A 14903-nucleotide genomic window follows, 5' to 3' on the forward strand; every position below is an offset into this window, starting at 1 on the left:
AATGGGTTCGCCTCGCTTGGTCGCCTCGGACGTGGACGGCACGCTCCTGGGTGCGCTGGAGCAGGTGTCCGAGCGCACCGCGGCAGCCGCTCGCGGGGTGGTCGACGCCGGGATTCCGTTCGTGCTCGTGACCGGGCGTCCGCCTCGGTGGCTCCCACCGGTCACGGAGGCTCTCGGGATTCGGGGCCTGACGGTGTGCTCGAACGGCGCCATCGTCTACGACGCACACGCCGACCGGGTCGTGTCCGCCTCGCTGCTCGACGCGGTCACGTTGCACGACATCGCGCACGTGCTGCGCGAGATCCTGCCGGGCTGCCGGTTCGCTGTGGAGCGCTGCATGTCCTCGGCGCGGGATCGGGTGCCGGAACAGGCGCTCGCCGAGGAGGGGTTCGGCCACGGCTGGCCGGACAGCGAGATCACCATCGCCCCGCTCGGCGAACTCGTCGGCCACGACGCGGTGAAGCTGCTGGTGCTGCACGAGAGCATGAACAGTGCCCAGATGGCCGAGGCCGCGGGACAGGTGCTCGGTGAGCGCGTGCAGATCACCTATTCGATGGGTCTGGGGTTGTTGGAGATCTCCGCGCCGGGGGTGCACAAGGCGTCCGGATTGGCGGAGGTCGCGCGCGAGCTCGGGGTCGGCGCGGAGGATGTCCTGGCGTTCGGGGACATGCCGAACGACCTGCCGATGTTGGAGTGGGCCGGCTACGGGGTCGCGATGGGCAACGCGCACGAGGATCTGTTCGCGGTAGCCGACGAGGTCACCGTCGAGCACAGCGCGGACGGTGTCGCCCGCGTGCTCGAGCGGTGGTGGACACCGGCCGGGCCTACGGCGCCGGTGGCGGGATGAGTTCCGCCGCCCGGTCGCGGATCCGGTCCATCGCCGCGTAGCCGTAGCGGCCGGGGCAGTCCGTGTTTCCGACGTCGCGGTGGGCGAAGACCGTCGGCAGTGCGACTTCCGCCCCTTCGGGGTAGCGGGAGGTGCCGCCGCCGGCGGAGACGAGCGTGGCTGTGGCGCGCGGGTCCACACCGGACTCCGCGAGTTTCCACGCCGTGATCGACGAGACCGATTCCAGCGCCGCAGCCCCGGGTTCGACGAGGTCGTGGCTGCCCATCATGGAGACACCGAACGTGTCCCGGTTGAACCCGCCCGCGTGTCCGCCGACGACGTGCCCGGTGAGTCCCCCGGTGCGGCCTTCGAACATCGTGCCGCAGCGGTCCACGAGCACGTGGTAGCCGATGTCGCCCCAGCCGAGTTCGACGGCGTGGTACTCGAAAATGCCACGCACGAGCGCCGCGGAGTCCTGGCACGAGTAGTCGTTGGCGCCTGCGGTGTGGTGCACGGCGACGGCTTTCGTGGTGGGTGTGGGCTCGGGAGGCCAGGTCATCTTCGACTCGTCGGCTCCCCACTGCGCGCGGGTCACCACGGGCGGGTGGCCGCCCTTCGCGGTGGGGGTGGGTGTGTCGGCCGAACCGGGGTCGAGTGCGACGAGTGTCAGCCGGTCGGTGACGTCTCGACCGTTCTCGGTCGCCCGCACCCGGACTTCGGTAGCGTGCCCGACCCACAGCGGCTCGGTCCCGGTGGCTCCGGGCCCGCCGGTAGCCGGGTCGAGCGAGGTCCACGGACTCCACGCGCCGGAGTCGCGGTGGCGCAGCTGGACGCTGTCCGGGGCGGCTCCGCGCCAGGTGAGTCCGACCATCCGGAACGCGTTCCCGGGTCGCACCTCGCGCACTCCGGAACGGTCGGTGGCCACGGAGGCCAGGGCAACGCGGTCCACAGTGGTCTCCACGCCTTCGTCGGCGTGCGCCGCGGGGGCGACGACGGGGCCGCTGGTCAACACGATCGCGGCGATCACGGGGAACAGGCGCACGAAACACCTCGCTCGGCTCGTGGGAGATCACGACCTGGGCACCAGGGGAGTATGCGCCGGAGTCGACCGCCCCGCCCGATGCGATTCACCGCAGTGGAAGGATGCCCCGGCTGATCTCCGTGCGGTGCGCCTTCTCCGCTCGGGACGGGTGGTGCCGCACCCAGGCGAGGGCCATCGCGACGAGGAATCCGATCCCGATCAGCGTGTAGGAGTTCCCGACGATCTGCTGCGAGAACGTCCAGTCCAGCTCGCGGTCGTTGGTGTACGGCAGGTACCAGTGCGGCCCCATCATCACGATCACCGCGCAGATCAGCACGGTCCAGAGCACGCCCCACCAGCGTTTGTGGACCGCGATCGCGAAGCCGAGCGCGAGCGCCGGGCCCGCCCACACCCAGTGGTGCGACCACGAGATCGGGGAGACGAGCAGCACGAGGATCGCGTTCACCATGACCGCGAGCGCGACGTTGTTGCGGTCGAGCGCGTAGCGCATCCCGAGTACCGCGAGCACGAGCAGCAGCAGGCAGCCCGCCACCCAGGACACGTTCAGCGCCGTGTCGGTGACCTCCTGTTTCGCGATGAGGCTGCGCAGCGTCAGGTTGCCCGCGTACACGGTGCCGAACGAGTCCCCGGTGGAGACGACGGTGTCGAGCCACCAGTCCGCCGAGTCCTCCGGCGCGGCCAGCAACCCGACGACCACGGTGGTGGAGAAGGTCAGTACCGCGATCGCCGCCGCCTGAATGTCCTTGCGCAGGACGAACAGCAGCAGGAACCCGAGCGGGGTCAGCTTGATCGCACCGGCGATGCCGACCAGCAGCCCGCGAGGCCACGGTGTTCGTGGCAGCAGACAGTCCGCGGCGACCAGCGCCATGATCACGAGGTTGATCTGCCCGTAGTTGAGCGTGTCCCTGGCGGGTTCGGTGAGCGTCACGAACGGCATGACCAGCGCCGTGGCCACCGCGATCTGCCCGGACCGGGCGGCCAGGTAGGGCGAGGACCGGGCCAGCGCGTACGCGGTGACCAGGATGCTCAGGTGGGAGAGCACGGAGACCACGACGACGGCGGCCTCGGCGGAGATCCAGGCCAGTGGCACGAACAGCAGCGCGGCGAACGGTGGATAGATGAACGGCAGCGTCCCGCTGTCCGGTGTCTCGGGTGTGAGGTCGTCGCCGTAGATCGCGAATCCGTCGAGCCAGGCGCGCGCGCCGAGCCGGTAGATCTCGGTGTCGAGGTAGCCCCGCGTGTCGATCCAGTGCACGAACCAGATCGCCAGGACCTCGATGACGACTGCGGCGACCAGCAGATACCGGCCGTCACGTGCACGCGACACTGGTCGATCACCCCTGTGCAGGACGGACGTGGAGGCGCGGCGGCCCCCTGCGGGCCCGCTACGAGAAGGATTCACTCGTAATTCTGCCCTGAACGGGGGTGCGCGCGACTCACGTGGGTGGGCGTGCCCGGGCCGCGAGTCGACGCAGCCAGTGTCCGACATGCTGCGGCGCGTCGGACGCGGTTCGCTCTGTCAGGGGGTGGTTTTCGGGGGTCGATTCGGAAAGTGACAGGGATGTCACTCGAAGTGGCGGCCCGTTTTCATCGGATTCTGCCCATCGAGCACGCCGTGGACCAGCGCGAACACTCCAGGTAGCTGCCTGCTGTGTCAAACGTCAACGCGGTTTCAGGGCGTTGCTCCGTTCCCGCTACCCTCGACGGCTGTGAGCTTCGCAGGGTATGACCTGATCGTCGTGGGTTCCGGGTTCTTCGGCCTCACGATCGCAGAGCGCGCCGCCACCCAGCTCGACAAGCGGGTGCTGGTGCTGGACCGACGTGACCACATCGGGGGCAACGCCTATTCGGAGGCCGAGCCCGAGACCGGTATCGAGGTGCACCGCTACGGTGCGCACCTGTTCCACACCTCCAACAAGCGGGTGTGGGACTACGTCAACCAGTTCACGGACTTCACCGACTATCAGCACCGGGTATTCACCCGGCACGATGGCCAGATTTACTCCTTTCCGATGAACTTGGGGCTGCTCTGTCAGTTCTTCGGCCGGGCGTTCTCGCCGGACGAGGCGAAGGCGCTCGTGGCCGAGCAGGCGGCGGAGATCGAGACCTCTGACGCACAGAACCTCGAGGAGAAGGCCATCTCCCTCATCGGGCGCCCCCTCTACGAGGCGTTCGTGAAGGGCTACACGGCCAAGCAGTGGCAGACCGACCCCAAGGAACTGCCCGCCGCGAACATCGCGCGGCTGCCGGTCCGCTACAACTTCAACAACCGGTACTTCAACGACACCTACGAGGGTCTTCCGGTCGACGGCTACACGGCCTGGCTGGAGAAGATGGCCGAGCACGACAACATCGACGTGCGCCTGGACACCGACTACTTCACGGTGCGCGACCAGATCCCGCAGGGGACGCCGGTGGTGTACACGGGGCCGCTGGACCAGTACTTCGACTACGCCGACGGCGAGCTCGGATGGCGCACCCTGGACTTCGAATCCGAAGTCGTGCACACCGAGGACTACCAGGGCACGCCGGTGCTGAACTACGCGGACCGCGAGGTCCCGTACACCCGGATCCACGAGTTCCGGCACTTCCACCCGGAGCGGGACTACCCGAAGGACAAGACGGTCATCGTGCGGGAGTACTCGCGCTTCGCCGAGAGCGGCGACGAGCCGTACTACCCGATCAACACCTCCGACGACCGCGCCAAGCTGGAGGCCTACCGGCAGCGGGCGAAGGCCGAGGCCAAGGACCGCAAGGTGATCTTCGGCGGGCGCCTGGGCACGTACAAGTACCTGGACATGCACATGGCGATCGGGTCCGCGTTGAGCATGTTCGACAACAAGATTGCCCCCTACTTCACCGAGGGCCGTTCACTCGACGGCTCGATGGAGGACTGACGTGACCGACCGGACAGCCGCATCGTCGTCGGCGGAGGCCGAGACCGACGCGCCGGTCACCGTGGCCGGTGACGCCGCGCCGGGTTCCGCCGAGGGCGAGAGCAAGGTCAGCGACTCGGCGTCGGTGCGCACCGGTCAGCGCCCTGTCGCCGCCGAGCAGGTGCTGCAGCGCATCGTGCTGCCCCGCGACGAGGACCCGCTCGACGTGCGGGTGCTCTATCTCGACGAGCCGCAGGCGCTGTCGACGACGGCGACGGTGCTCTCGCGGCGTGCGGTACAGGTTCCCGCGCACAGCAAGGTTTCCTTCGCCTCGTATTTCAACGCCTTCCCGGCGAGCTACTGGAAGCGGTGGACCGAGGTCGACGAGGTCGTGCTCCGGATGACGGTGCGCGGCGCCGGTCGGATCGACGTGTACCGCTCGAAACCCAACGGCGACAGCGTGCATCTGCAGGGCACGCCGGTCGCGAGCGGTGACTCGTGGACCTCGCTGGAGTTCCGCGTGGCGTTGCGCCCGTTCGAGGACGGCGGCTGGATCTGGTTCGACGTCTTCACCAACGACTCCGCCCTGGAGGTCGACGAGGCGGCCTGGACCACCGACGTCCCGTTGCCCCGGCAGCAGGTCGTGGTGGGCACGACGACGATGCGCCCGCACGACTGCGTGATCGCGTTGCAGACGCTGGGCGAGGACCAGCAGGTGCTCGACGTGGTCGAACGCGTGATCGTCGCCGACCAGGGTGCGCAGAAGATCCGCGACACCGAGGGCTTCGACGAGGCCGCCCGCAGGCTCGGCGACAAGCTGCAGGTCATCGAACAGGCCAACCTCGGTGGTTCCGGTGGATTCGGCCGCATCATGTACGAGGGCGTTCACAACTCCGACGCCGCGCAGGTGCTGCTGCTCGACGACGACATCGCGCTCGAGCCGGACAGCGTGTTGCGCGCCAACGCGTTCGCGCGGGCCGCCGCCCAGCCGGTCATCGTCGGCGGTCACATGCTCAACCTCCAGGCGCGCTCGCGCCTGCACACGATGGGCGAGGTCGTCGACCTCGGTGCCGCGGTGTGGCGTGCCGCGCCGGGGGCGGTGACCGATTTCGACTTCGCCAAGACGTCGCTGCGCAAGAGCACCAAGCTGCACCAGCGCATCCACTCCACCTACAACGGCTGGTGGATGTGCCTGTTCCCGCGTGAGGTCATCGAGACCACCGGGCTGCCGCTGCCGCTGTTCATCAAGCACGACGACTCGGAGTACTCGCTGCGCGCCGCCGAGCACGGCTTCCCGACGGTGAGCCTGCCGGGCGCGGCGATCTGGCACATGCCGTGGACGGACAAGAACGACGCCACGGACTGGACCGCGTACTTCCACACCCGCAACCGGCTCATCCTCGCCGCGCTGCACAGTCCCGAGAGCGTGAGCACGAACATCGTCAAGCAGGGCGTGAAGCTGACGCTGCGGCACCTGCTGTCGATGGAGTACTCGACGGTCGCCGTGCAGCTGCGTGCCCTCGAGGACTTCATGTCCGGCCCGGAAGGCCTGTTCGACAGCCTGCGGACGGCGTTGCCCGAGGTCCGGGAACTGCGCGCGCACTACGAGGACGCGCAGACTCTGCCGTCGGCGCGGGAGTTCCCGCCCCCGACAGCGGACCCGATCATGGCCGAGGGTCTGCTCCAGCCGCCGGTGAACCCTGCTGTGATCGCGGCGCGTGCGTCGAAGGCGCTGCTGCACAACCTCAAGGACCCGGCTGCGGACGCGTCCCGGCGCCCGCAGCTGAACGTGCCCGCCGCGAGCGCGCGCTGGTTCCTGCTCGGCTCGTTGGACAGCGCGACCGTCTCGCATCCCGACGGCAGCGGTGTCGCGTTCCGGCGCCGCGACCCGGAGGAGTTCCGCAGGCTGGGCCTTCAGGCGCTGGCGACCTACCGCAAGCTGGCGAAGGAGTGGCCGAAGCTGCGGGAGGCGTATCGTGCGGCGCTGCCCGAACTGACCAGCCCCGAGTCCTGGAAACAGGTCTTCGACCAGAAGTGACCTCGAGGCCCGGTGCGGTACCTCCCGCCGGGTCGGATCCGGAGAACGAACATGGCCAGACCTCAGGAGATGACCACGGTGGCACCCGCCGAGGAGCGGGTGGACACCGGCGAGGTCCATGAGGCGGAGTACGCGGTCACCCCCGAGACCGTGGCCCTGCGTTCCGTGCAGGGCGCCTTGGCGAAGCCGCCGGTCGTGAAGGCCGCGCGGGCGATGTCGCAGTTCGGCGAGCACGCCGCAGGGTGGCTCGCGATCGGTGCGATCGGCGCCGCCGTGGACCGGCGGCGCCGCGGTGAGTGGGTGGCCGCGACCGCCGGTGTCGCGTTCGCCCACGGCGCGTCCATCGGGATCAAGCGGGTCGTACGACGGCCCCGTCCGAAGGACCCGAACGTCCAGTTGCTGGTGGGTACCCCGAGCCAGTTGAGTTTCCCGTCCTCGCACGCGACGTCGACGACGGCCGCCGCGGTGCTCTACGGCGGGTTGACCGGTAAGAAGCTGACGCCGGTGCTGGTGCCCCCGATGATGCTGAGCCGCGTCGTGCTGGGTGTGCACTATCCGAGCGACGTTCTCGCGGGCTCGGCGCTGGGTGGCGTCGTAGCGTGGGGCGTCCGGCGATTCATGAGACGGCGGAGGAATCGTGGCTGACGAGACGGAAACGGGCGGTCCGGAAGCGAGGACCGCCGAGGTCGCCGAGACCGCGAAGACGACGTCCCCGGACACGGACTCGTCCGAGAAGGCCGCTGCCGAGGGCACCGACGACGGTGTGGTGGCGACCGAGGAGGAGCCGATCGCACCGACGGCCCCGACAGCCGAAGCGGGCAAGGCGGGGACGGCCTCGGGTCTGCTGACGGGACTCGTGCGCGAGGCTCGCCCGAAGCAGTGGGTGAAGAACGTCCTCGTGCTGGCGGTGCCGTTCCTCGCGGGCGAGATCGGCGACCTGGGCGTGCTGTTGGATGCCGCGATGGCGTTCATCGTCTTCTCGATGGCGGCCTCGGGCATCTACTTCGTCAACGACGCGAAGGACGTGGAGGCCGACCGGGCGCACCCGAAGAAGCGCTACCGGCCGATCGCGGCGGGCCTGGTGCCGTTGCCGGTCGCCTACGTGGTGGCGACCCTGCTGCTCGCGGGTTCGATCGGGGTGTCGCTGCTGGTGACGCCGATGCTCGCGGTGGTCACGGCGGTGTACGTGGCGGTGCAGCTGGGGTACTGCTTCGGTCTCAAGCACCAGCCGGTGATCGACATGTGCATCGTGTCGTCCGGCTTCCTGCTGCGCATCATCGCCGGTGGTGCCGCTGCCGCGTTGCCGATCTCGCAGTGGTTCATGCTGGTCACCGCGTTCGGTTCGCTGTTCATGGTGGCGGGTAAGCGGTACGCGGAGATCATCCTGGCCGAGCGCACGGGCGCGAAGATCCGCAAGTCCCTGGAGGGGTACTCGGCGTCGTACCTGCGGTTCGTGTGGGCGATCTCGGCGGCGATCGTGATCACCTGCTACGCGCTGTGGGCCTACCAGCAGCACAACATCTCGTCGATCTGGAGCACGGTCTCGATCGTGCCGTTCGTGATCGCGATCCTGCGGTACGCGGTGGACGTGGACAAGGGCACCGCGGGCGAGCCCGAGGAAGTGGTCCTCAAGGACAAGGTGCTCATCGTTCTGGGGGCCGCGGTCGCCGGCTGCATGCTGATGGCGTTCTACTTCTGATCCGCACGACAGGAGCGTGAGCCTTTGTGGTGCCTATGACCACCAAAAAGGCTCACGCGTGCGGTTCGGACAGCAGCACGGATGTCGGGCCTTGCCAGCCCCATTGCCAGCGTTGGCTGGTGGCGCGGTCGTAGGCGCTGGTCGCGATCGGATAGTCGGTCACTTGCAGCACACCCCAGGTGGTGTGCTGCGGGCGACTGAGCGAGCCCTGGAGCCGGGTGGTGACGTCGCGTCGTGCCCCGAGTTCGTCCAGTCCCGCGAAGGATCCGCCGATGCTGGTGGCGAAGCTGGCGTCGCCGCTGAACCCGAGCGCCCCTGGGGGAGCGAGCAGCAGCCTCGGAGGTTCGACGAGGCCGTCGCCGACGCGGGCGAGCCGGTGCTGCAGACACGGCGTCGACCACAGGATCGACCAGTCCACGAACACCGGCCCGGGCCGGTCGTCCAGGAACTGTGTCATCGGTGTGAGGTCGCGGACCCGGGGGCCGGTGAAGGCAAGCCAGCCGCCCGCGTCGGTCGTGGCGTCCTCGGCGCGCAGGCGCAGCCGATCCGCACCGTCCGGAACGGCCGAACGGTCGATGTGCAGCGTCCGCCACGACGGGGTGTCCTGTGGCTCGTCCTGCTCGACGCGGTTCGTCGGGTACTGCGGCCGTTCGTCGTCGTCGGTGTAGGCGTCGTCGAGCACACGCTGCCCGAGTGGCCCGTCAGGTCCCGCGAACTCCACCACGAGACTGTTGCCGTCGCCGGTGCGTCCGGCGACCGAGACGGCCAGCTCCTGCTGTTCGCCGAGATCGGGGAGCGCGAAGTCGTCTGTGGTGAAGCTGCCGGTGCTGATCTGACCGTCCGCGAGGCTGCCCCAGAGGTAGCGGGCACTGCCCGACCCCGGTTCCGCGGGCGCCGCGTAGTTCTCGTCGTAGCCTTCGCCGCGGGTGAACCCCTGGCCTTGTCCGGCGGGCTCGTCCGCTGCGGGTTCCTCGCGCAGCCGCAGCACCCCGTTCTCGGCGTCGGAGACAACGTCGATCTTGTCGACGAGCCCGCAGCTGCCGCCTCGCAGGGTGTCCAGCATCTGGCCGCCGATCGAGTAACTGTCGGACTGACGCAGCGGCGCCACGGTGAACGAGAACAGCATCAACACCACCGACAGCGCGACGGTCGAGGTGGCCACGATCGCGGGCGCCCGCACCAGCGCGCCGCGTCTGTTCCGGGCGAGCAGCACCACGACGGCGACGACCAGCAGCCAGAACAGCGGGCTGTTCAATGGTCGAACCGGCTGCTCGCCCCACGGCATGCCGTACTGCGAGTGCAGGAACCACCGGTTCTCGCCGGCATACGAGAGCCCGGCGGCGAGGATCGTCGCGCCCGTGCCGATCACGCCGACGAGCAGCGTCTGCCGGTTCGGTCTCCGTCGGGCGGCGGTCCAGAGCACCACGATCGCCGTCACGATCGTCGCGGTGCCGACGCCTGCCAGCGCACCGAAGTAGTGGGTCCATTTGGACGGAGCGGCGACGAGCAGGACGAGGCCGAGCGCGAAACAACTCGCGGGTACCGCGGCCGCGCGCAGCCTCGGCAGTGAGCCGCGAGCCGCGAGCGCGAGCACGGTCACCGCCAGTGCCACCGTGGTCAGCACCGCGACCCGCCGGGTCACTCCGCCTTGCAGGTCGAAGCTGAACAGGGCTTCGTAGCGCTGGATCTCCTCGAACCAGGCGACGTTCGGACCGAAGAACCGGTGCAGGGCGGTCGCTCGACGCACCCCGAACCAGGTCTGGTCGGCGAACATCACGACCGGCCCGACCGACGCGAGGCAGCCGCCGAGCGCCACCCGAGCGAGCAGAACCCTGGCTGCCGTACCTCGGATCAGCCGGACGAGGCGGGGGGCGAGCACGACGATCGCGGCGAGCCCGGTGATCGCGCTCGGGCTGACCGCGAGGCTGAGTCCCGCCGTGAGCGCACCGAACCCCAGCGGCAGCAGCCGACGGTGGGTGACGCCGTGGACCAGGAACGTCAGTGTCGCGGTGACGCCCAGCGCTGCCAGCGGCTCAGGGCGAACGCCCAGTCCGAACGGCATCCACCACGCCAGCAGGCTCACGGCGGTGAGCAGCTGCACCCACCGGCTGCGGGCACTGCTCGCCAGCAGGTCCGGTAGCAGCATGCGGCTGAGCAGCACCCAGATCAGCAGCACGGTCAGCACACTGGGGATCCGCATCCACAGTGGATGTTCGCTGATCAGCGCCCACGGTTCGAGTACACGTTGGAACAGGTTGAACGGGGACTCCGACGAGTTCGCCCACCGGTAGTAGTTGCTCACGTCGCCGTTCTCGAGGCCCTGCCGCAGGGTCATGGCGGCGAAGCTGTCGTCTGGTGTGGTGGGGCCCAGGACGAGCCACCACCCGAGGACGAGAACGATGCCGACGTCGAACGGCCACGGTCTGAGGCCGACGCGTCGTTTCCGTCTCGACACGCGACGCCGCCGGTCGGCGAGTCCCAGCAGAACGAGCGACACGACCACCAACGCCGCGTGAAGCGCCAGCAGCACGATCTTGCCCGGCGTGGGCACGCTCTCGAACCACGTGCTCGTCCTCGCTTCGACCTGCATGCCGCCGGTGTCCTCGGGGGCGAGGTCGGTGGTGAACGCGAAGACCTCGTGCACGTGGCGTACGGGGAACCGCACGGTGTCTCCCGCGACGCGCAGCACTGTCCCGTTCGCGTCGGCGTCCACAGTGAGCCCGCAGTCCGGACCACCCGAGAGCGGTTCCGAGTAGATCTCCCGGCCGTCCACCAGCACGCGCAGCTGATCCCCGGCAACGGTGACCACGAGTCCTGTCGTCGCACGACCAGGCAGGTGCGTGCTCATCACGGTCGTGCCCTGGTCGCGTTCCTGGGCGGCGCGCAGCACCGGGCAGGGTGCGTCGAGCGTGAGCGATTCGGGTTCGTAGGGAACGAAGAACGCCGTCGTCGACTCGGCGGGGCGGCCCGCTTCCGGCCAGGTCACCCGCGTGGTGTCGGCGAGAACCGGCGCGAACGGCACGAGCGCCGCGAGCACGATCCCGAGCAGTCCCACGACGAGCGCGACGACGGTGCCTCGGTCGGCGGTCTTTCGCGACGGGTCGCGTGGTTTCGTCGTCACGGCATCGTCCCTCGCACCGGGCGGCCTGGGCGGGCTCGACGGTCAGCCCACTACGGAATTCGGAGCGCAGCAACCTGTGGTGTGGTCGGATGTTCAGCCGGGTGAGTTCGGCGTGGGTTCCGAGCCCCCCGAGTCCGCTTCGGACTCCAGCCCTTCCGCTTCCTCTTCCGGCGGGTTGTTCTCGTAGCCCGGGTTGCGCTCGATCACCGGGTAGTCGTTGTCGGCGAGCGTCGGGAACCCGGTGAGCCCGGAACGCACCTCGTGGTCGACGCGCAGGTCGTACTGGTCGACCGGGTGCAGGTAGCGGACCGCGAACACCTGACCCCACGGCAGTCTCGGCGGCCCTCCCGGGGCGAGTTCGGCCGCCAGTTTCGTCTGCACCCACGCGCGAGACGTCTGCATCCATGCCCCGCCCCAGGTGAGGTTGCTGATGTTGTCCGGCCACTCCGGAGGGAGCCACTCGTCGGTGGTCATCCGTATCGACGGGGTGTCGGTGAGGCCGTGCCGGATCGAGACCTGGTTGACGCACGGCCACAGCCCGGCGGCGATGTGGTTGGCGAAGACGACCTTGCCGTCGGTGAGTTCGCTGATCGGACGCGCTTCGGTGACCTTCGGCTCGGCCACGGCGAACCACGTGTTCACTCCGGTGATCCGGTCGGTCGCCACGACCCGCACCAAGTCCGGCCGTGGTTGCGGGATCGGCACGGCGAGCTGCTGCCATTCGTCGTGCGGGCGCCGGATGTCGCCGCCCATGACCACGGAGTCCTCGGGTTCGGGGCCGCCGGGCGTGGCCCGCGCGAACTCCATCCGGACTTCCTGCCCGTTGATCGCGCCCGCGATCGGCAGCGTGACGTGCGATCCCTCGGCAGGAAGTGGGTACCAGCCGGTGGTGAGCGAGCCGGTGCCGGTGGTGGTGCCGTCAGGCTGTTCGTCGTGCCAGATCGGAGCAGATGTTCCCCACGGTTCGGTGTTCACCGGTACCGGGCGCTCGTTGGCGAAGTCGCCGACGCGCTGCGGCGGCCGGTCGGGCGGGCCGAGCTGCTGCGCGGTGGGAACCTGGACGGAGACGTCGTCGGCGATGCCGCAGCCGTCCCCGAACATCGTCTGCACGCCGCCGCGCGCGACCGTCCACCCGGGATGCTGGCCGATCGGGGCCCAGACGAACAGTGCCACCATCAGCAGCACCGAGCCGATCGAGGCCGCCACGATCACCGCACGATCGGGGTTGATCGCCGCGGGCTTGCCGCTGCTGCGCCGCCATCGCGCCCACAGCCACGCCAGGACCGCGACCCCGATCCACAGCAGCGGATTACGGAGGTACAGGTCGCCGAAGTGGGGCGCGAGGTTGTTCGTCGCCGGGTCCGGGTCGAGGTGGTTGCCGAAGCGTTGTCCGGCGTCGGTGAACGGGATCCACCAGTTCGCGCCGTCGAAGCTCAACGAGGCCGCCCCGACCAGCAGCAGCACCGCGACGGTCGTGATGACGGGCCCGGCGCGTCGCGGCAGGGGCGAGCGCAACAGTGCCGCCGCGAGCAGCACCGTCGGGGCGGCGGCGACGGCGTGGAAGTGGTTCACCCACTTCGTCGGGGTGAGTGCGATCAGCGCGAGCGCGATGGCGGTGGTGATGGCGCTGATGACCACGAGCCGCCGGATCGGGTCACGGCCCATCCGGTCGCGTCCGCTGGCGATGGCGACGATCACGAGAATCGCGAGCGTCAGTAGTACGGGCAGTCGTCGCGCCCAGCCTGCCGTGTTCAGCAGCGTCTGGTAATGCCCGAACTCCTCGTACCAGGGGAACGACAGGTAGTACCAGCGGTGCACCCGGGTGGCTTCGACGACGTCGGCGAGTGTGGCGTCGGCGAACCCGACCGGCACCACGACAGTGGCCGCCGCCGCGGCGAGCGCACTGGCGGCGATCCGAGCGGACCAGCCTTGGCGGCGCATCCACGGCACCAGCCACAGCAGACTCAGCACCAGCGGCGCCGCCGCGACGATCCCGGACGGGGAGACGGTCATGGCGAGCGCGGCGAACACGACGGCGATGGCCAGCGCGCCGACCGACTTGCGCAGGAACGCGGCCTCGGTGAACACCAGCGTCGCTGCCGCGCACATGACGATCACGGGTTCCGGTCGCAGCGTGAGGCCGTAGGGCAGGAACCACACCAGGTGGGCCACCAGCAACGCCCACGGCACCGACCACGGCCCGCCGGAGCGGCCGAGGATGCTCGCGAGCAGCACCCGCAGCAGAGCCCAGGTCACGAGCGCGCAGCCGACCGGGACCAGGCGCATCCACCACAGGGACCAGCCACCGAGTTCGCCCCAGAACTGCAGCAGGTACTGGCTGAGCACGAACGGGTTCTCGGTGACGTTGAACATGTAGACGAAGTTGCCCACGTACCCGGACTCCGAGGCGTTGCGCGCCATCTGCAGGTACCAGCCGTCGTCCATGTTCGCCGGGCCGAGGAACACCCAGGCCAGCGAGATCAGGACGACGAGCGCGTCGGGCACCCCGAACCGGGGTCGGCGCAGCCCGCGGATCGACTGCGAGCCGCGCCAGCGCCGCCAGGCGACGAAGAGCAGTGCGCCGAGCGCGAGCAGGTGGGCCGCGAGCAGCGCGATCTTCAACGGGGTCGGGGAGTGGGCGTACCGGTTGTCGGTGTGGAGTTCGACTGCGAGCCCGGCGGCTTCGGGGAGTCCTTCGGCGTCGGTGGCGAGTTCGGCGACCTGCGGCGGGAGCATCTCGGGCATGCTCACCTGCAGCGATCCGTCGCGGAGGACCCGTACTCCGTCGGCGTCCGCGATGACCTGGTACGAGCAGTTTCCGGCGCGGACCGGCTCGACGAGCACGTCCTGACCGGAAACCCAGAAGCGCGCCGTGCCGCCCTGCGCCGAGATCCCGAGCCCGGGGCCGCCGTTCGGTTGGGTGCTCAGGGCGGTGCCGCCACCGCGGGCGTCGACGGCGCGCAACGTCGAGCAGGGGACGGTCGCGTCGAACTCGAGCGGGCGCCACGGGGACAGCGGCATCACCGTCGACACGGGTTCTTGGCCGGCCTTCGGCCAGGTGACGATCGGATCTTCGGCGCGGACCGGCGCGACCGTGACCAGCCCTGCCAGCACGAGCGTCAACACCGCGAGCCCGGCGATCCACCAGTTCTCGCGGTGTGCGCGTCGGCGGCTCTCCGAGTGGTCGCCCGGTGTCGAGGAATCCTCTCCCATATAAGTGTGATCTGCTGTGATCTCGTGACAGTTGACCACCTCGGGGTATCGATGCGATTACGATTCCCGTCCGTTCACGCTCTGTGTT

Annotated in this window: 9 protein-coding genes; 5 read left to right on the forward strand and 4 right to left on the reverse strand. The window is 69.4% G+C overall.

Features of this window, described 5'->3' with window-relative positions:
* Window position 1: 1 nt before the first annotated feature.
* Complete coding sequence (locus GIY23_RS00660) at window positions 2-847, forward strand: HAD family hydrolase (RefSeq protein WP_154074885.1); 846 nt, start codon at window positions 2-4, stop codon at window positions 845-847.
* Here GIY23_RS00660 and GIY23_RS00665 read toward each other — a convergent pair.
* Both GIY23_RS00665 and GIY23_RS00670 read right to left on the reverse strand, forming a co-directional pair.
* Window positions 825-1868: an N-acetylmuramoyl-L-alanine amidase gene (locus GIY23_RS00665; RefSeq protein ID WP_154074886.1), complete on the reverse strand. Its 1044-nt coding sequence runs from the start codon at window positions 1866-1868 to the stop codon at window positions 825-827. The genes GIY23_RS00660 and GIY23_RS00665 overlap by 23 nt on opposite strands.
* 85 nt (window positions 1869-1953) lie before the next feature.
* Window positions 1954-3195, reverse strand: coding sequence for a glycosyltransferase 87 family protein (locus tag GIY23_RS00670; RefSeq protein WP_154074887.1), 1242 nt, complete (start codon window positions 3193-3195; stop codon window positions 1954-1956).
* A gap of 382 nt (window positions 3196-3577) precedes the next feature.
* On the opposite strand from GIY23_RS00670, the gene glf reads away from it, so the two are divergent.
* The 4 genes from glf (at window position 3578) to GIY23_RS00690 (ending at window position 8481) form a co-directional block, all read left to right on the forward strand.
* The gene (gene glf / locus GIY23_RS00675) at window positions 3578-4765 is read left to right on the forward strand and encodes a UDP-galactopyranose mutase (protein WP_154074888.1); all 1188 of its coding nucleotides are present in this window, start codon (window positions 3578-3580) and stop codon (window positions 4763-4765) included.
* A 124-nt stretch (window positions 4766-4889) separates the two neighbouring features.
* The gene (locus tag GIY23_RS00680) at window positions 4890-6782 is read left to right on the forward strand and encodes a glycosyltransferase (protein WP_187352111.1); all 1893 of its coding nucleotides are present in this window, start codon (window positions 4890-4892) and stop codon (window positions 6780-6782) included.
* Between the two features lie 51 nt (window positions 6783-6833).
* The gene (locus GIY23_RS00685) at window positions 6834-7427 is read left to right on the forward strand and encodes a phosphatase PAP2 family protein (RefSeq protein WP_407646812.1); all 594 of its coding nucleotides are present in this window, start codon (window positions 6834-6836) and stop codon (window positions 7425-7427) included.
* A gap of 142 nt (window positions 7428-7569) precedes the next feature.
* Window positions 7570-8481 carry a decaprenyl-phosphate phosphoribosyltransferase gene (locus tag GIY23_RS00690; protein ID WP_154078513.1) on the forward strand — a complete coding sequence of 304 codons (912 nt, stop codon included), beginning with the start codon at window positions 7570-7572 and terminating at the stop codon, window positions 8479-8481.
* Between the two features lie 52 nt (window positions 8482-8533).
* Here the strand turns inward: GIY23_RS00690 and GIY23_RS00695 are convergent, their stop codons facing one another.
* A complete protein-coding gene (locus tag GIY23_RS00695) occupies window positions 8534-11602 on the reverse strand; it encodes an arabinosyltransferase domain-containing protein (protein ID WP_154074889.1) in 3069 nt (1022 codons plus the stop codon).
* Window positions 11603-11695: 93 nt separating this feature from the next.
* Complete coding sequence (locus GIY23_RS00700; protein WP_154074890.1) at window positions 11696-14815, reverse strand: arabinosyltransferase domain-containing protein; 3120 nt, start codon at window positions 14813-14815, stop codon at window positions 11696-11698.
* Window positions 14816-14903: the final 88 nt, after the last annotated feature.

The sequence above is a fragment of the Allosaccharopolyspora coralli genome (genome assembly GCF_009664835.1).
GTDB lineage: Bacteria > Actinomycetota > Actinomycetes > Mycobacteriales > Pseudonocardiaceae > Allosaccharopolyspora > Allosaccharopolyspora coralli.